General features: G+C 66.6%; 16 protein-coding genes. All 16 read right to left on the bottom strand.

Going from position 1 to position 18,469, the window contains the following annotated elements; all coding sequences use genetic code 11:
- Positions 1-313: 313 nt before the first annotated feature.
- On the bottom strand, positions 314-967 hold the full coding sequence (locus E3O23_RS13300) for a spermidine/putrescine ABC transporter substrate-binding protein (RefSeq protein WP_134491760.1): 654 nt from the start codon (positions 965-967) through the stop codon (positions 314-316).
- Positions 968-991: 24 nt separating this feature from the next.
- Positions 992-1,480, bottom strand: coding sequence for a DUF6121 family protein (locus tag E3O23_RS13295; protein ID WP_134491758.1), 489 nt, complete (start codon positions 1,478-1,480; stop codon positions 992-994).
- Positions 1,481-1,489: 9 nt separating this feature from the next.
- Positions 1,490-2,488 (bottom strand): ICP22 family protein, encoded by a 999-nt coding sequence (locus tag E3O23_RS13290; protein ID WP_134491756.1) that lies wholly within the window; start codon positions 2,486-2,488, stop codon positions 1,490-1,492.
- A gap of 90 nt (positions 2,489-2,578) precedes the next feature.
- Positions 2,579-3,316 (bottom strand): type IV pilus inner membrane component PilO, encoded by a 738-nt coding sequence (locus E3O23_RS13285; RefSeq protein ID WP_241983482.1) that lies wholly within the window; start codon positions 3,314-3,316, stop codon positions 2,579-2,581.
- An 8-nt stretch (positions 3,317-3,324) separates the two neighbouring features.
- Positions 3,325-3,990, bottom strand: a complete 666-nt coding sequence (locus E3O23_RS13280; RefSeq protein ID WP_134491752.1) for a hypothetical protein — start codon at positions 3,988-3,990, stop codon at positions 3,325-3,327.
- On the bottom strand, positions 3,987-5,036 hold the full coding sequence (gene pilM, locus E3O23_RS13275; RefSeq protein ID WP_134491750.1) for a type IV pilus assembly protein PilM: 1,050 nt from the start codon (positions 5,034-5,036) through the stop codon (positions 3,987-3,989). Before pilM ends, E3O23_RS13280 begins: the two co-directional genes overlap by 4 nt.
- 25 nt (positions 5,037-5,061) lie before the next feature.
- A complete protein-coding gene (locus tag E3O23_RS13270) occupies positions 5,062-5,922 on the bottom strand; it encodes a prepilin peptidase (protein ID WP_134491748.1) in 861 nt (286 codons plus the stop codon).
- 3 nt (positions 5,923-5,925) lie between these two features.
- Positions 5,926-7,560, bottom strand: coding sequence for a bactofilin family protein (locus E3O23_RS13265; RefSeq protein ID WP_134491746.1), 1,635 nt, complete (start codon positions 7,558-7,560; stop codon positions 5,926-5,928).
- Positions 7,551-8,135 carry a PilW family protein gene (locus E3O23_RS13260; RefSeq protein ID WP_134491744.1) on the bottom strand — a complete coding sequence of 195 codons (585 nt, stop codon included), beginning with the start codon at positions 8,133-8,135 and terminating at the stop codon, positions 7,551-7,553. Before E3O23_RS13260 ends, E3O23_RS13265 begins: the two co-directional genes overlap by 10 nt.
- Positions 8,135-8,599 carry a prepilin-type N-terminal cleavage/methylation domain-containing protein gene (locus E3O23_RS13255; RefSeq protein ID WP_134491742.1) on the bottom strand — a complete coding sequence of 155 codons (465 nt, stop codon included), beginning with the start codon at positions 8,597-8,599 and terminating at the stop codon, positions 8,135-8,137. Before E3O23_RS13255 ends, E3O23_RS13260 begins: the two co-directional genes overlap by 1 nt.
- Positions 8,600-8,670: 71 nt before the next feature.
- Positions 8,671-9,078: a type II secretion system protein gene (locus tag E3O23_RS18735; RefSeq protein WP_134491740.1), complete on the bottom strand. Its 408-nt coding sequence runs from the start codon at positions 9,076-9,078 to the stop codon at positions 8,671-8,673.
- Positions 9,079-9,213: 135 nt separating this feature from the next.
- A complete protein-coding gene (locus E3O23_RS13245; RefSeq protein ID WP_241983480.1) occupies positions 9,214-10,443 on the bottom strand; it encodes a type II secretion system F family protein in 1,230 nt (409 codons plus the stop codon).
- A complete protein-coding gene (locus E3O23_RS13240; RefSeq protein ID WP_277613902.1) occupies positions 10,444-11,853 on the bottom strand; it encodes a type IV pilus twitching motility protein PilT in 1,410 nt (469 codons plus the stop codon). It abuts the gene before it with no gap.
- 19 nt (positions 11,854-11,872) lie between these two features.
- A complete protein-coding gene (locus E3O23_RS13235) occupies positions 11,873-13,543 on the bottom strand; it encodes a GspE/PulE family protein (RefSeq protein WP_134491738.1) in 1,671 nt (556 codons plus the stop codon).
- Positions 13,544-13,708: 165 nt separating this feature from the next.
- Positions 13,709-14,428, bottom strand: a complete 720-nt coding sequence (locus tag E3O23_RS13230) for a hypothetical protein (protein WP_134491736.1) — start codon at positions 14,426-14,428, stop codon at positions 13,709-13,711.
- 98 nt (positions 14,429-14,526) lie between these two features.
- The gene (locus E3O23_RS13225) at positions 14,527-18,423 is read right to left on the bottom strand and encodes a DNA-directed RNA polymerase subunit beta' (protein WP_134491734.1); all 3,897 of its coding nucleotides are present in this window, start codon (positions 18,421-18,423) and stop codon (positions 14,527-14,529) included.
- Between the last annotated feature and the right edge of the window lie 46 nt (positions 18,424-18,469).

Raw genomic sequence — 18,469 nt, 5'->3', positions numbered from 1 at the left:
ATAACTGCACGGTGACAGCTCATTGATGGCTAGCATTCGTTCCGCACGTCGCCGTGCGAGTCGAGTTCATCTGGACCCACCAGCGCGCGCGGAACGTGTTTCCGCGATTCAGGTGGGTATGCCGTGGGGGCTGCTCGGAGAGCAAACCCTGGGTGCATGGTCTTGTCGGTGGCATAGTTCAACCGCACGACAAAGCGCACACCCCGAAATACTAACCCGCGCCTGCCCACCCGGTCAAATGGATGCCGTCGATCGAGTCCGTCCCACCGGTGATCGAGCCACTCCCCCGGTGATCGAGCTTGTCGAGATCCCGCTACCCGCTGCTCGGCCAGAGCGGCGAATCCAGCGCGCTCTCGAGGTCGGCCAGCAGCGCCTTCACCTGGGGCTCGACGTACTCCGCCACCGCTCGGTGGATCCGGTCGCGGTGCTCCTCCAGTTCGGCGCACACCCGCTTGCCCACGAGGATCGCGTAGTCGTCGGCGAGCCTCAGTTCCGCCCGGAGTGCCGCCTTCTCCTCGGCGGAGAGCGGCGGGGGCGGCGGGGCGACGTCGGTGGGCTCCTCCGGGCTGGCGAGTTCGCCGAAGGTGAAGAGGTACGGGGCATCCGGGGCCGCCGGCGGGTCGAGGTCGAGGCCCTTGAACTCGGGGTCGAGCCCGTCGGCTGGCCGGTACTCCGTGGCCGCCTTGCGCGCCTCGTTGATGTGGATCTCCCGGCTGAGCAGCGGCAGGTTCCGGTCGGTGTACTCGTCCACCGACGCGTCGATGACGAGTTTCATGCGCATCGAGAGCGCGTGCTGCACGGCGTGCGGAACATCCGTGGCCAGGCCGGCGGCCGCGATGACCGGCGAGCCGAAACACTGGCGGCAGAGCCTGGCCCGGCCGCGGTGCGTGCCGGGGCGCCAGCGGGGAACCCAACGCAGCCAGTTATCAACCTCGTGGCTGACGCGCGACTCGATGGAACCCTCCATGGATACTGAGGATACTCCCTGCGGCTATTCGCCGCGGCGTTCCCACGGCCAGAGCGGGCGACCGTGTTCGCCCACGCGGGCGGCGAGGATCCACGAGTAGACAAGCACGACGATGAAGGCGAGGATGCCGGTCGCCGCGGCGTAGGGGCCCAGCAGCATCGATGACGCGAAGGTGAGCGCGCTGATCGACTCCCCCTCCCCCACCGCGTAGAGCACGGCGCCGGCGACAACGAAGGCGGCGACGGCGCCCAGGCCGGTGCCGACGGCGAATCCAACCGCGATCCGCTGGCGTTCCGGCGGGGTGTTCACGCCGAGAACGAGCAGCAGGACGAAGACGAGCAACACGGCCGCGCCGGCCATGCCGGGCCCGACGAGGGGCCCGGCATCCGGCTGGGTGACGACATCCGTGTCTGTGGCGAGGCTGACCAGGCCGAAGGCAGCGACGATCAGGGCGAGGTAGAGCGCCGCCGTGAAGACGGCGAGTATCGTCGCATATTTCTGATAGTCGCGCACGACCCGAGTTTAGGCCGAACGAGTGACCTGCGGACCCTCGGCGAGCTGGCGCTCGTACTCGGCGCGGGCCTCGGCGTTGCGGGCGGTGACCGACCGTCCGCTGCGGGCGATCCAGGCCCCGGCCCAGATCGGCACCTCGCGGGCGATGACAGCTGCTGCGATGGCGAGCGGGTTCAGCCAGAGCGTGTTGACGAACCGCACGGCCTCCTCCGGGGCGTAGTTCCACGCCTGCACGGTGAGGAGGGCTCCACCGATGTAGGAGAAGTAAACGACGGCCGCGACCGCGAAGCCGAAGAGCACGTAGGCCCACCAGCCGCCGCGGTTGACCAGGGCGACCAGCACGGCGAGGGCGATGAAGAAGAAGATGACCGGGATGTAGAACACCGGGCGCACGACGAACTCGGTGAAGCGGGCGGTCGCCTCGGCTGCGCTGTCGACGTTCACGCCGACGATGATGATGGCCACCAGCGCATAGAGGACTGCGTAGGCCACGGTTGCGAGCAGCGCGACGAGGATTCCGGTGGCGCGGTTGCCGCGGTAACGCGGGGGCGTCGGCGCCTGGACGTAGATCGGCTGCGGGGTGGCGGTCTGCGTCGGGACGTAGTCCGTGGCCTGCTCGCGGGGCGCGTAGTCGGGGGTCGCTGCCGGGGCGGCGGCGGCGGGAGCTGCCGCGGCTACCGTGGCGGCCGGACGGTAGCTCTCGTGCGTCATCGCGTCGGCCGGGGTCGGCTCCGGCGCCTGGGCCGGAGCCTCAGCCGGCGTCTCAGCCGGCGTCGGCTCGGAGACGGCCGCGTGCGAGCCGGTCCCGGTGAAGCCATTCGGGTCGGTGCCGGCCGCGGCGTGGTGCTCGTCGGTCCCGGCGTGCTCGACCGGCTCGGGCTGCTCGACGTGCTCCGGCTGCTCGACGGGCTCGCGAACCTCACCGGTGTTCTCCGGGTTGTCGGTCCAGTTCTCGTCGTTGCGCTTGCCGTCGTTGCGGTTGCCATCGGTGGGCGTGGTGTCGCTCATGCTGCACTCCTCGTGGCCGGGGCCATAGCTATCTGCAGCAACTTTAGCAAGGCGCCTGCCGGATCAGCGGACGGCAGGCGCGCGGCGCGCCTAACCCGCCGCGGTCGCCTCGGCGGCCGGGGTGGCCGCGTTGGGGTCGATCAGCACGTAGACGAAAGCGGTGATCGTGCCGGTCACGTTGCCGGAGTCTTCCTCCTCCGACGTCTTGAACGTGGTGACCATGACCAGGCGCTTGCCCTTCTGCAGGCCAGCGACGAAGGCGAGCACGTCGTCGTAGCGGCCGTTGACCTCCACCGAGATCGGAACGGCGACGAAGTTCTGAGCCGTCACCAGCGGATTCACGACCGGGGCAGGAACCGCGGCTGCCGCTGCGGCCTCCGCTGCGGCAGCAGCTGCCGCAGCAGCGTCGACGGGGGCTGCGGCGGCGGCGTCACCGGTGGCGGCGCCCTCTGCCGGTGCCGGCTCCGCGGCGGGTGCGGCGATGACGGGCACGTACGGCTGGGCGTCGCTGACCGTGATCTGAGTCAGCGTCACCCGGTGTTTCCCGGCCATGGTGTCGAGCTGCCCGACGAAGGCAGCCATGTCCGGGTCGCTCGGCACGGATTCCCGGAGGCCGGCCAGCTCGTCCCGCAGGTCGTCGATGCTCTCGAACTGCTTCTTGAGCTTCACGAGCTGCGCCTCGAACTCCGTGTTTTGTGTCTCCACGGTGGCCTGCTGGGCCTTGGCTTCCTTCGCGTCGCTGAGTTTCGGCGAGATGCCGAGCATCCAGCCCAGCACGGCGACGATGCCGATCAGGAGGACCGCCCCGAGCACCCACATCCGGTTCATGTTCACGGCTACTTCTCCTCGGTGTCGGCGAAGCGGTTGGAGTACGCGCCTTCATTGATGTGCAGGGTGAGGTCGACCTCGTACGCGCCCGTGTCGGAGCGCTTGATCGAGGTCGGTGAACCATCGGCATAGCCCGGCAGGGCCTTCATCTCCTCGAGCCAGTCGGGCACAGTCGGCAGGCCCGGGCTCGTCAACGTGATCATGATGGTGGCGATCCGCGCCGCTTGGAGCGGAACGGTCGGCTGCTCGAAGAGCACGAGCGGTGACGCAGCGTTGATGTCGACCGTGTCGATCGTCACGTCGGACGGCAGGGCACGACGAATCTTCTCGAGGTAGGCCTTCCAGTCGACCTCGGTGGAGGCACCCACCTGGCGTGCGGCCATCGACAGGTCCACATCATCCTGCACCTGGCGCACCTCCACGAACTTGGCCTGTTCTGCCAGCAATTCGGTCGTGCGCTGCTGCACGGTGGCGAGCTGCGCCTGGCTCACGGCGGCCTGCCAGAACGCCACGCCCGCGCCGGCGGCCACGAGCACGACCACCGCGACGACGGCAAAGCCGAGGTTCCTGCGGAGCACCTTGCCGCGCTGCCTGGCCTTCACGATCGGAGGCAGCAGGTCGACCCTCGGCTCACCGCCGATGATCAGTTCGTCGGTAGCGGATGTGCGGCTCATGCTTTGCTCCCCAGGGCCAGGCCCAGCGCTACCAGGAATGCACCCCTGGTCTGCGTCAAGGCAGCTGCGTCCACACCGCGCCCGAGGGTCACGGACCCGATCGATTCCGGAGCCACGACCGGCAGCCTGGTCATCTCCCCGAGCGCTTCGGCGAACCCATCCAGTTGTGCCCCGCCGCCGGTGAGGACGATCCGGGTCACCGTGAGGTGGTCTCGTGTGTTGGTGAAGTAGTTCACGGTGTTCCGCAGGCTGTTCAGCAGCTCGGTCGTGACCTCGCGGATGATCGTGACGGCCGCGTGGTGTTCGGGAAGCGCGCCCGCCGGGGAAAGCCCCAGGGCCTTCTTCATGGCCTCGGCCTCCTCGACGGGGATGGCCAGACGAACCGTGAGCGCCTGCGTGAGGTCGTCGCCGCCGGTCGGAATCAGGCGCACGAACTGCGGAACACCGGCGATCGTGATCACGACGCTGGTGGTGCCGGCACCGACATCGATCTGCACGACGGCTCCGTCGGTGTTCTCGCCGCGGTGGATCGCGCGGCTGAGCGCGAACGGGATGAGGTCGACCTCGACGGGCGTCAGGCCGGCGAGTTCGGCGGCGAGCACATTGCTGAGTACCGCGTCCTTCACCGCTGCGATGAGCAGCCCGTTGATCTGCGGGCCGGTTTCTCCCTCGCTCTCGGAGATCGGGTAGAAATCGAGCAGCGCGTCGGCGACCGGCACGGGCAGCATGTCCTGCACCTGGAACGGCAGCGCTTCACGGATGTGCTTCATCGAGGCCTTGGGCACCGCGAGGTCCCGGGCGAGCACCCGGTGGTTCCCCATGCCGAGCACGACGTTCTTGCTCTTGAAGCCGCCGGCGGACCACAACTGCTTGATGGCGGCCGCGACCGTGTTCGGCTCGACCACCTCTCCGCGGTTGACGGCGCCGTCGGGCAGGGCCACCTCATGGAAGCGCACGAGGGTCGGCTTCGCCTTCCCGGCGTCACTCACCTCTACGGCGCGCACCGCGGCGCTGCCGATGTCGATCCCTACGACGCTGGTCGTCATGGCTTCTCCCCCGCTAGTCGTGTCGTCATGCCAAACCAAAGAGTGACAGGTACCAAGTGGCGATCGTTTCGCCGCCGAAAATGCCCAGCCACGCTCCGGCCAGCATCCACGGACCGAACGGAATACCGCTCTTCCGGTTTGCCCTGCGGGTGATGACAAGCACAAGACTAAAGACTCCGCCGAGCAGGAACGCGCTGAACGCGCCGACGGCGAGCGGAGCCCAGCCGAGCCAGCCGAGGTACAGGCCGAGCAGACCGGCCAGTTTCACGTCGCCGAGGCCCATGCCGCCGGGGTAGATGAGCGCCAGCAGCAGGTAGAGGCCGAACAGTGCCGCGCCGCCCGCCAGCGCGGGGAGCAGCCGCTCGGGCGTGCCCGCCAAGAGAGCGCCGCCGGTCAGCAACACCGCCGCCACCGGATACGCCGGAAGCACGATCCGGTTCGGCAGCGTGTGCGTGTCCAGGTCGATCATTGTCAGTGCCACGCTCACCGCCGCCAAATACAAAAATGCCACGAGGATGACGGCAGTCGAGCCCAGCCCGGTGGTCGAGCTTGTCGAGACCACACCTCCGGCGGTCGAGCCTGTCGAGACCAATCCTCCCGACAGCCCCCACCACGCAACAACCCCGAAGAACACAGCAGTCCCGAGCTCTACCAGCGGATACCGCACCGAGATCCCCGCCGCGCAATCGCGGCACCTTCCGCGCAACACCAGCCACGAAAACACCGGAACGTTGTCCCACGGCCGAATCCGCGCGCCGCAGCTCCCGCACGCGCTCGGCGGCGCGACAATCGAGCGCCCTGCCGGCAGGCGGAAGATCACCACGTTCAGAAAAGATCCGATGAGCGACCCGAAGACCCCGGACAGTCCGACCAGCGCGCCAACCATCGACTACCTCAGGTCACGGAAGCTGGTCCGGCTTCCGAGGTGGGCCGGGATCGGCGGGATCGGCGGGTCCCCGCCGAGGTTCTCGCCCGGGATCCCGACCGGGGCGAAGTTCATCTGGGCCTGCTGGTTGAACTGCACCGTCGCGCCGTACAGCTGGCCGCGCCAGTTGTTGCGGTCGATCAGGATACTGCAGGGCGTGTAGACCATCACGGACAGGGTCACGTCGGTGTTCGTCTCGTTGTTGAGGTAGATGTCGCCAGGTGCCACGCAGGTGGGCGCGTGGTCGGCGGTGTTATCCGGCACGATGAGCCACAGCTTGCGGCTGCCTCCCACCCCGGTTGCCTCGAGCTTGTTGATCGTGAAGCTCTTGGCGATGATGGCGACATTGGCGTGTAGGGCGATGGGTTTGATGCTGCTGTCCGTGCTGATGCCGTTCGGGCAGTTCAGCGCGTTGACCACCGTGGGAACGACAATGGCATCCAACCACGCGGCTTCGAGGTTCTTGATCGAGCAGCTGGCGGGCGCGCCCGCCCAGGGAATCTCGACGTATCCCTCTGCTTTCCATTTGGAGGTGAGGAACCACGCCGCCGAGGCGGGAGAGGCGTAGGGGTACGGCACGTCCACCCAGCTGGGGATCTTGGGCGGCGGCGGCGGAGTCAGGCTCCCCACGCCGGTGCGCACGGCACCTTGCACGGCGCCAGTGGCGACGGTGGCTGTACCGCTCGACAGGAGGTCGCCCATGACCGTGGAGCCCGCGGTGACGGTTGCGACGCTTGTTGCGGTCCCGGCCAGGATGATGGACTTCTTCACCGTGCTGCTGGACACGGTGGTGTCTCCACCAGCCCAAATGCTGCCGTTAACGGTTCCGCCCACCGTCACAGTGCCACTTGCGATCACGTCGCCCTGCACCGTTCCGCCGGTGAGTTTCACATTCTTCGACGCGTGAACGGAGCCGGAGACGTCGCAGTTGTTCAGGATGATGGATCCGTCGCCCGCGATGACGCTGCCGGCGATGCCGCCGTTGGTCTTGCAGTCGATGTCGATGTCACCGTGCCCGATTTGCACGTCGGCCAGGACGCTGTCAGTGATGATCGGGTCGACAATGCCGAACTGGCTGTGAGTTGCGGCGAACGTTTCCGCGTAAATCGCGGCGCCGGTCAAAGCAATCTGGGGGATTCCCGGGTATGCCGGAATGTAGTCGTAGAGGGCCTCGACCCGCTCGGTGTTCCCTGATGTGGCCCCGGCGACTCCGTTCGCCTGGGCATACCCGGTCGACCGAATGCGCACCTGCGACGTCGTTGTCGTGGGGCACCCTGCTATCCAGCCGGCGCCCGCCTGATACTCGACGACGGCGCTGTACTTGGGTGTCGTCCCGGCCGCGGAGGTGTAGACGTGGCTGACCGCCGCGCAACTGCCGGTGGTCTGGAGCCCCACCGCGGCGACGTCGACGCCTGCCTCGGCCGCCGCCCTGGCCTGCACGGAGGCTTTGCTGCTACTGGTCACGCCGAGGCCGTTGATGGTTGCCGCCGTGATCGTCAGGCCGATAACCACGGTGACCGCCATCACACCAACCACCGCCATCAGTGCGCTGCCGCGTTCGTTTTGTCGTCGAGTGCGCAGTCCCAGGGCTAGAAACATGGCAGGCTCACTTCCACTCCGGTCGCCGGCACGGGCTGCCGGCTGTGTAGCGATGTGTCGATTCGAACGGGCTGGCCCTCGCCGGAATCGACGTCGAGTTTGAGATTGACGTTGCGGCCGGTACCTCCGAAAACCCGGGAGCCGGACACGGGCGCCATGCCATCCCCGAGAAGGGTCCAGGTTGAGATGCTTGCAGTCGTGGTGGGAATGAGCGCGGTCGAGGTCTGGGTGCGGACCTGGCCGTTTTGATAGGACCAGGCCTGGCAAAGCCAGCTTTCCGTGTTTGCGGAGCCGGCGGTTCGAACAATGAGTATCTCGGGCACGGTACCGACCGGGCTGTGCCAGATGGCACTCGCATTGCGCACGCCATGGCCGACCGATTTGGAGACGAGTTGGCCGGCGCTGCTGGCCTGGGTGGCGTCCTGCACCGTGCGTTGGCTGCTCAGCGAGTTGATCAGGAAGGCCCCGACGATTGTGAGCACGACGACAGCCAGGACCATGTAAATGAGGAGCTCGATGAGCGTGAGCCCGGCCTCCCTGGAGCCGCTGTCCGAGACCTCGGCGCGGGGGTCCATCAGGGCGCCTTCAGGTAGACGAGGGTTGTTGCCGTCTGGGCTGGGACTGCTGAACCGGCCACCGATACGGTCACTGTCACTCGTGCCGTTCGGGGATATGCCGTTGCCAGAGTCGGGCAGACCTCGACCGCCCGCGCTGCCTGATAGCTGTTGCCGCGGGCGTCGGTGACGGCCGCGAGGGCGGGGCTGGGATTGCCGTAGGCAGTGAGGGCCGTGCAGGTGTCGCCGGCCGCGCGCGCCTGCTCCATCTGCTGACTGACGAGCTGCGTCGCCGTGGCGATCGTGGAGTTCTTGACGGTCGTCTTCATGGACGTTATGAGGAGGGGGAGGAAGGCAACCGCCAGCAAGGCGAGCAGGAACATCGAGACGACGATCTCGATCAGACCGAAGCCATCCTCGCGCTGACGGGCTGCTTCAAGGCGCCACTGGGGAATCATTTCGCAGACCGCCCCTTCGGAATCCATGGTTTTCAATCAATGAGATAGCGGTGGGGCGCCGCGACCGCGGCACCCCACCGCTTTAGGTTGGCGCTGAGTTAGCAGGCAGCGCCTTCGGCAACCCCAGTGAGGTCGGTCGCCCGGAAGGTCTTGTCATTGTTGATGACGCTCTTGCCAGAGATGCAGAAGCCGGTGGCGGTGGCCTTCACAACAATCGCGGAGTCGGCACCCGGCGTGAATTCCGTGAGGGCTGCAGCGTCGGCCGGCGGTGTGCCGTTATTGTCGACCATGTAGGAGACGGCGGCGACCTTGGCGTTGGTGATGTCCGACTTCACTGCGCCGTCGCGGGCCGAAGCCTGCTGGCCGAGGAAGATCGGGATGGCGATGGCGGCGAGGATGCCGATGATGATGACGACGACGAGGAGCTCGATGAGCGTGAAGCCCTTTTCCTTGTTGCCGAGTTCTGAACGCTTGCGGGCAAGCGCCTCAGTGATGCTTTTGATCATGTGAGTGTCCTTTGCTGGATGGGTGCTGGGAAAGGCTTTTGCGTTGCCTGATTTGAAGCTTATGGGCCACGGCGTGGGGCAATATCCCACTTACAGGGGGTTTTCCGGCATAACGCGCCCCCAGTGCGGGGGCGGCTACTTGATGTACTCGAAGATGCTGAACATGGGCATGTACAGCGCGACGATCATGCCGCCCACGACGACGCCGATGAAGGCGATCATGAGCGGCTCAATCAGGGCGGTGAGCTGCTCGGCCGTGGACTGCACCTCCTGGTCGTAGAAGTCCGCGATCTTGCCGAGCATCTGTTCCAGGGCGCCGGCGTCCTCGCCCACAGCGATCATCTGCGTCACCATGGCGGGGAAGACCGGTTCCAGGCTCAGGGGCCCGGCGATCGACTTCCCTTGACGCACGGATTCCTGCACCTTGCGGAGCGCGGACTCCACCACATAATTACCCGACGTCTCGCCGACGATGTTCAGCGATTGCAGGATGGGAACACCGGCACCGATCATCGTTGAGAAGTTGCGACTGAACCGCGCGATCGCGAGCTTCGTCATCAACGGGCCGAAGACAGGCAGCTTGAGCTTGAGCGGGTCCACGATCTTGCGCACGGCTTCCGTGTGCTTGTTCTTCTTCCACCAGACCGTGAACACGATTCCGCCGACGATGAGCAGGGGTAGCAGCCAGACCATCGCCTTCGAGAGCACAACAAGCACCATCGTTGGCCCCGGCAGCTGGCCGCCGAACCCCGCAAACATCTTCTCGAACACGGGCACGATGAACGTCAGCATGCCGATGACGGCGACGACGGCCATGATCAGCACGATTGTCGGGTAGGCCATCGCGGACTTGATGGTGTCGCGAAGCTTGCCCTCCGATTCGAAGTTTCCGGCGACCGAGTTGAGCGAGTTCTCCAGGAACCCACCCGTCTCGCCCGCCTTGACCAGGTTGATCATGATCGGCGGGAAGACCGTGTTGTGTTTGTCCATCGCCTCGGAAAGTGAGACGCCGGTTTCCACGTCATTACGGATCGTCGTGAGGATTCGTGCGAGTTCCTTGTTCTCGGTCTGCTCCGAGAGGATGTTGAGCGTGCGGAGCAGCGACAGCCCGGCAGAGGTCATGGTCGCCATCTGACGGCTCATGATGGCAAGGTCCTTGAGCCCGACCCCCTTGCCGAAGCCGGGGATCTTGATCTCCATGCTGAGTCCGGTGCCCACCGGGACCTCGGACACGGTGATCGGCGCCAGCCCCATGGTGCGCATGCGGCCCATGGCCGCTGCCTCCGAGGCGGCGTCCAGCCGCCCCTTGACGACCTTGCCGGCCGCGTTGCGGCCCTTGTAGGCGAAGGCCAGGCTGGTGGCCACTTACTTGCCCTTGGGCGAGAAGGAGTCGCCGAAGTCAATGCCGCCGGCCATCGGATCATCGGTGGGGTCGACCCGGCGGATGAGTTGGGCGAGGCCCTCCAAGTCCTGGGCCTTTTCCTCCGCCGAGTGGCGAGTGATCAGGCCGGAGTTGACGAGTTCGGCCAGGTGCTGGTCCATGGTGTGCATGCCCTGGGCGCGACCGGCCTGCATCGCGGAGGCGATCTGGTAGGTCTTGCCCTCGCGGATGAGGTTCGCGATTCCGGAGGTCGTGACGAGCACCTCGGTGGCGACCACGCGTCCGCCGCCGACCTTCTTCACCAGGGTCTGGCAGACGACGCCCTGCAGGGTGGCCGCGAGTTGCGCCCGCACCTGGCCCTGCTGGTGCGGTGGGAAGACGTCGATGACCCGGTCGATCGTCTGCGCGGCCGACTGCGTGTGCAGGGTGGCGAAGACGAGGTGGCCGGTCTCTGCGGCGGTCAGGGCGACCGAGATGGTCTCCAGGTCGCGCAGCTCACCGATCAGGATGACGTCGGGGTCCTGCCGCAGCACGTGCTTGAGCGCGGAGGCGAAGCTGTGCGTGTCGCTGCCGACCTCGCGCTGGTTGACCAAGGACTTCTGGTGCCGGTGCAGGAACTCGATCGGGTCCTCGACGGTGACGATGTGGTCGGCGCGGGTGCGGTTGACCAGGTCGACAAGCGCGGCCAGGGTGGTCGACTTGCCCGAACCGGTGGGGCCGGTGACGAGAACGAGGCCACGCGGGATCGCGGCGAACTGGGCCACCGACTCGGGCACGCCCAGGTCCTTCAGCTGCTTGATCTCGCGCGGGATCAGCCGGAAGGCGCCGCCGATCGAGCTGCGCTGCTGGTAGTAGTTCACCCGGAACCGCGCCCCGCCGGCGGTGTAGGCGAAGTCGAGTTCGAGTTCACGCTCGAACTCCTCCCGCTGCGCCGGGGTGAGGATGCTGTAGAGCGCCGACAGCACCTTGTCGCGCATCCACTTGGTCGAGCCTTCAATGGGCCGGAGGCCGCCGTCGACGCGGATGCTCGGCGGTGCGCCGACCGTGACGTGCAGGTCCGAGGCGTTGAGGTCGAGCACCTCGGCGAGGGCGCCCATGAGGTCGGGGTCGGGCGCGTTCGTGTCGCCGGCGCGGCTGCGGCGCGGGCGATCGGCGAAGGTCACGATCTCCGCCTCGGCGACGCCGCCGAACTGACCGCGCTGCCCGTCGGGAAGACCGGAAGGCTGGCGCAGCGCCGGCGTGTTGAAGTCCGGTTCCACCTCGGTCGCCCCCGCGGCCTCGGCAGCCGCGGCAGCTGCAGCCGCGGCCAGCCCGGTGTCGGGCTCGCTGAGGCTCCAGCTGGCCGCTGTGGTGCCCGGCGGCGTCACCGGAATCTCGTAGATGGGCTGGTTCATGCGGACTTCCCCTTTTGCACTATGCGACCACTCGCAGAATTTCCTCAATGGACGTCAAACCAAGCCGGACCTTCGCCCAGCCGTCTTCACGCAGGGTGAGCATTCCCTGCTCCCTGGCGGCCCGGGAGATGTCCGCGCTGGACGCGCGGGCAACGGTGAGCCGTTCGATCTCTTCGGAGACCGTCATGACCTCGTGCACGGCGACGCGCCCTCGGTAGCCGGTGTTGGAACAGCTCGCGCATCCGACCGGCTGGTAGATCGGCGGCGGCGGAAGAGACGGATCGAAGAAGATGCCGAGGCTCTGCAGCTCGTCGGCGTCGTGCGCGCCGGGCGCCTTGCATCGTGCGCAGAGGCGGCGGGCGAGGCGCTGGGCCACCACGCAGTCGAGGGCGGAGCCCACCAGGAAGGGTTCGATGCCCATCTCGGTGAGGCGGGTGATCGCGCTCGGCGCGTTGTTGGTGTGCAGCGTGGAGAGCACGAGGTGGCCGGTGAGGGCGGCCTCGATGGCGATCTGCGCGGTCTCGTGGTCGCGGATCTCGCCCAGCAGCACCACGTCGGGGTCGGAGCGGAGGATCGAGCGCAGCGCGCTGGCGAAGGTCAGGCCGGCCTTGACGTTCACCTGCACCTGGTTGATGCCGGCCATCCGGTACTCGACCGGGTCCTCGACGGTGATCACGTTGATCTCCGGCCGGGCGACCGAATTCAGGGTCGTGTAGAGCGTCGTCGACTTGCCCGAACCCGTGGGCCCGGTCACCAGGATCATCCCGTACGGCTTGGAGTACGCCGTCTTGAAGGCCTCGTAGTTGTAGTCGAGCAGGTTGAGGTCTTTCAGGCTCATGCTCGTGTTCGAGTTGTCCAGGATGCGCATGACGATCTTCTCGCCCCACACGGTGGGTAGGGTCGCCACGCGCAGGTCGATCTTGCGGCCGCCGTGGCTGACCGACATGCGGCCGTCCTGCGGTTTGCGCCGCTCGGCGATGTCGATGTCGCTCATGATCTTGAGCCGCGAGATCACGCCGTTCTGGATGCTCTTGGGTGCGGTCTGCATCTCGTGCAGCACGCCGTCGATGCGGTAGCGCACGCGCAGGTTGTGCTCGGCCGGCTCGATGTGGATGTCCGAGGCCAGGTCCTGGATGGCCTGGCTGACCAGCAGGTTGACGAACCGCACGATCGGCGCGTCGTCCTCGGCGGAGTCGGCGAGCCCGAACGAGGAGCTGTCCAGCGCCGCGCTCTCCTCCTCCAGCGTGGAGGTGAGGTCGCTGAGTTCGTCGTCGGCGCGGTGGTAGCGGGCGAGTGCGCCGAGCAGGTCGGAGCGTTCGGCCACGACCGGGACCACGCGCATCCGGGCCGCTTCGCGGACGTCGTCGATGGCGAAAACGTTGCCGGGGTCGACCATGGCGAGCACGAGGTGGCCGCCGTCGATCCGGAGCGGGAGCACGTTGTGGCGGCGGCACACGGCCGCGGGCACGAGCGAGACGGCGAGGCGGTCGACCGGGTAGTCGATCAGCTCGACGAACGGCAGGTTGGCCTGGGCAGCGACGGCCTTGGCGAACTGGATTTCGCTGATCACGCCGCTCTTGACCAGGGCGCGCACGGCGCTCTCGTCAGCCGGGTCGCCGGCCATCAGGGTGTCGAGGACCTCGATGGGAAGCAGGCCGTGCAGGATGAGGATTTCGGTCAGGGTTGCCACGTGATCCTCCCCCCGGGCTGGACGCTGCGGCGAAACCGTCGGGCGGTGCAGGTCAGTCGACGCCCGGGGTGTGGATCTAGGTCAAGGCTAACGGTACCGGCGCTCCGACACGCTTGACAGTCCCGCAATCTGGGGGTGACTATCGGTGCCGGCTGGTTCGCGGAGCTACGCGTCCTTCCAGACGTTGCCGATGATGTCGTGCGTGTAGCCGTCCGGGCCGGCGTTCGTGTATTTCGTCGCCAGCCAGATGCCGTCGCGCAGGAAGTGCGATTCGCCGAACGTTCCGGCCTCGGCGGTCTCCTGCGCAATGCAGCGCAGGCCTTCGAGCTCCTCATAGCAGCGGAGGCCGGCCTCATCGAGCCGGGCCTTGACCGTCGCGCTCTGCTCCGGCGTGACCCAGACGAGGTCGGTGACGAGGCCGGTGTCCGAGCCGCCCTCCGCAGTGCCCCAGATGCAGTTCAGGTGCTCGGCCGTGTCGATGATCCCGCGGAGCTGCGCGTCGTCGGTGCCATAGAGCACCTCGGTGCCCGGCGCCGCGCTCCAGGCTGGGTTGAGCACGAGGTCGCCCATGGCTTCCACCATCGACGGGCTGTAGAGCTCGTCGCAGCCGGCGGGCCGCGGAGTCCCGTCGTCGGGAACCGGCGTGGGTGTCGGCGTGATCGGCAACGCGGTCGCGGGCGAGCTGGGCACAGGGCGCGCGGCGGGGGCGTTAGGGCCGGCCGGGCCAGCCGGGCTGTTCCCCCGGGGCATGAGGGCCAGGACGACCAGGGCGGCGACCGCGAGCCCGGCGATGGCGAGCACCACGAAAACCCACGGCCGGGGCGCCGCGGCCGGGCGTCCTGCGCCCGGGAACGTCGGCGCGGGTCGAGGTCGTGCAGCGGCCAACGGATTCCCCTTTGAGATTGGCTCTACCTTATCGGTCCCCGTTAACGGCGGATGGCCCCCTGCCGAAGCAGGGGGCCATCCGAGGAGCGGGCTCGGTATTAGTTGTACGTACCGGGCGTCGCGTCGTCCGACGAGAAGCTGTCGAAGTCGACGAAGCTCAGGTCACCCTCGCTGAACGACGCATCATCGGTGAAGATGCGGTTCGGGTAACGCTCAGCCTTGGCTTCATCCGTTGCCTCGACGGTGACGTCGCGGTAGCGGGGAAGACCGGTGCCGGCCGGGATCAACTTACCGATGATCACGTTCTCCTTGAGGCCCATCAGCGGGTCGCTCTTGCCTTCCATGGCCGCCTGGGTCAGAACCCGGGTGGTCTCCTGGAAGGAAGCGGCCGACAGCCACGACTCGGTAGCCAGCGAAGCCTTGGTGATACCCATGACTTCCTGACGAGCCGAGGCCGTCTTCTTGCCCTCGGTGAGCGCGGTGCGGTTGAGCTCGTTGTACTTCAACCGGTCAACGAGCTCGCCCGGCAGCAGGCCGGTGTCGCCGTGGTCGACGACGGTCACCTTGCGGAGCATCTGGCGAACGATGACCTCAATGTGCTTGTCGTGGATCGGCACGCCCTGCGAACGGTAGACATCCTGCACGCCACCGACGATGTGCTTCTGCACCTCGCGGACACCCTTGACTCGAAGAACTTCCTTCGGGTCGACGGCGCCGATGATGATCTGCGTGCCGAGCTCGACGTGCTGGCCATCCTCGACGAGGAGGGTCGAACGCTTGAGCACCGGGTAGGCAATCGCTTCGTCGCCGTTGTCGGGGGTCAGGATCACCTTGCGGCTGCGGTCCGTGTCCTCGATCGTGATGCGACCGGCGGTGTCGACGATCGGCGATGCACCCTTGGGGGTACGCGCCTCAAACAGTTCCTGCACGCGCGGCAGACCCTGGGTGATGTCGTCGGCGGATGCCGAACCACCGGTGTGGAACGTACGCATCGTGAGCTGGGTACCCGGCTCACCGATGGACTGCGCGGCGATGATACCGACGGCCTCACCGATGTCGACGAGCAGACCCGTGGCAAGCGAGCGGCCGTAGCAGACAGCACACACACCGACGGCCGACTCACACGTGAGCACCGAACGCACCTTGATGTTCTCGACGCCCGCGGCGACCAGCTTGCCGATGAGCACGTCGCCCACGTCGGCGCCGGCATCCGCGACAACCTCGCCCTTGCCGTTGACCGCCGGAGCGGCCAGGCTGCGAGCGTAAACCGCGTTCTCGACGTTGGGGTGGCGAACCAGTGCCCCGGTCGAATCGACGGTCGCGATCGGCAACTCGAGGCCCTTGGTCGTTCCACAGTCGTCTTCGCGGATGATGACATCCTGCGAGACGTCCACGAGACGACGGGTGAGGTACCCCGAGTCGGCGGTACGGAGAGCCGTGTCGGCCAGACCCTTACGAGCACCGTGAGTAGCAATGAAGTACTCGGCGACGGACAGGCCTTCGCGGTAGCTCGAGATGATCGGGCGAGGGATGATCTCACCCTTCGGGTTGTTCACCAGGCCTCGCATGCCGGCGATGTTGCGCACCTGCAGCCAGTTACCACGAGCACCGGATGTCACCATACGGTTGATCGTGTTGTCTTCCGGGAAGTTCTCCTGCATGGCCTTGGCAACGTCTTCCGTTGCGCGGGTCCAGATCTGGATGAGCTCCTGGCGACGCTCGAGGTCGGTCGTGAGACCCTTCTCGAACTGCGACTGGACCTTGGCGGCCTGCTTCTCGTAGCCGGCAACGATCTGCGGCTTGTTCGGCGGGGTCAGGATGTCGCTCAGGGCGACGGTCACGCCTGAGCGGGTGGCCCAGTAGAAACCGGCGTCCTTGACGCGGTCAAGCGTCGCGGCAACTTCCACCTTCGGGTAGCGCTCGGCGAGGTCGTTGACGATCGCGGAGAGCGTGCCCTTGTCGGCCACCTTCTCGAAGTACGGGTAGTCGACCGGCATGGCCTCGTTGAAGATCGCGCGTCCGAGCGTGGTGGTCACGAGGACCGTTCCCACGGCCTGGCCGCCCACGAGTTCGACGCCGTCGGGCTGCGTGCCCTCGGTGAAGTACTTGTCGGTCAGGCGGATGCGCACCTTGGCGTTGAGGTCGAGCGACTTCTGGTCGAAGGCGAGGATCGCCTCTGACGTGGAGGAGAACGCACGGCCTTCGCCTTCGACGCCTTCCTTGAGCGTGGTCAGGTGGTGCAGACCGATGATCATGTCCTGGGTGGGCAGAGTCACCGGGCGGCCGTCGGACGGCTTCAGGATGTTGTTCGAGGCGAGCATCAGGATGCGCGCTTCGGCCTGGGCTTCCATCGACAGCGGCAGGTGGACTGCCATCTGGTCACCGTCGAAGTCGGCGTTGAACGCGGCACAGACGAGGGGGTGCAGCTGGATGGCCTTACCCTCAACGAGCTGAGGCTCGAACGCCTGGATGCCCAGGCGGTGAAGCGTCGGTGCGCGGTTCAGCAGCACGGGGCGCTCGCGGATGATCTCCTCGAGCACGTCCCAAACCTGCGGGCGGCTGCGCTCAACCATGCGCTTGGCGGCCTTGATGTTCTGAGCGTGGCTCAGGTCGATCAGGCGCTTGATCACGAACGGCTTGAACAGCTCCAGGGCCATCTGCTTGGGCAGACCACACTGGTGCAGCTTGAGCTGCGGGCCGACGACGATGACCGAACGGCCGGAGTAGTCGACGCGCTTGCCGAGCAGGTTCTGGCGGAAACGACCCTGCTTGCCCTTGAGCATGTCGCTCAGGGACTTGAGGGCGCGGTTGCCTGTGCCCGTGACGGGGCGACCACGACGACCGTTGTCGAACAGCGCGTCAACGGCTTCCTGCAGCATCCGCTTCTCGTTGTTCACGATGATCTCGGGGGCACCGAGGTCAAGCAGACGACGCAGGCGGTTGTTGCGGTTGATCACACGACGGTAGAGGTCGTTGAGGTCGGAGGTCGCGAAGCGGCCACCGTCGAGCTGCACCATCGGGCGCAGTTCCGGCGGGATGACCGGCACGACGTCGAGCACCATCGCGGCCGGCGAGTTGCCGGTCATGATGAAGGCGTTGACCACGCGGAGGCGCTTGATCGCACGGATCTTCTTCTGGCCCTTGCCCTCGGCGATCTGCAGGTGCAGGTTCTCGCTTTCGGTGACCAGGTCGAAGGCCAGCAGGCGCTTCTTGATGGCTTCGGCGCCCATGTAGGCCTCGAAGTACATGCCGAAGCGGTCCTGCAGCTCGTGGAAGACGGAGTCCTCGGGCTTGAGGTCGCCGACCTTGAGGGTGCGGAAGTCTTCCCACACTCGCTCGAGGTGAGCGATCTGCTCGTCGAGGGACTTGCGGACCTGGCTCATCTCCTTCTCGGCCGAGTCCTTGGCACGCTTCTTCTGGTCGCTCTTGGCGCCTTCGGCCTCCAGTGCTGCGAGGTCGGTTTCGAGGCGCTGCAGGCGGTCGGCGATCCGGGAGTCGCGCTGACCTTCGATGGTCTTGATCTCGAGGCGCAGTTCGTTCTCCAGGCCAGGCATGTCCTGGTGGCGACCGTCTTCGTCAACCGTGATGACCATGTACGCCGCGAAGTAGATGACCTTTTCGAGGTCCTTCGGGGCCATGTCCAGCAGGTAGCCGAGGCGCGAGGGAACGCCCTTGAAGTACCAGATGTGGGTGACCGGGGCGGCGAGCTCGATGTGGCCCATGCGCTCGCGGCGCACCGACGACTTCGTGACCTCTACGCCACAGCGCTCACAAACGATGCCTTTGAAGCGCACTCGCTTGTACTTGCCGCAGGAGCACTCCCAGTCGCGGGACGGGCCGAAGATCTGTTCGCCGAACAGCCCATCCTTTTCCGGCTTGAGCGTGCGGTAGTTGATGGTTTCGGGCTTCTTGACCTCACCGTGCGACCAACGACGGATGTCGTCAGCGGTGGCCAGGCCAATGCGAAGCTCGTCAAATGTTGTTACGTCGAGCAATTTCTCTCCTTGGAAAGTTTTTCGAAGTTTTCGTCAGTGGCCTGGT

Origin of the sequence: Cryobacterium tagatosivorans (assembly GCF_004402215.1) — a bacterium.
Classification (GTDB): domain Bacteria; phylum Actinomycetota; class Actinomycetes; order Actinomycetales; family Microbacteriaceae; genus Cryobacterium; species Cryobacterium tagatosivorans.
This window is presented reverse-complemented; position numbering and strand designations above follow the sequence as displayed.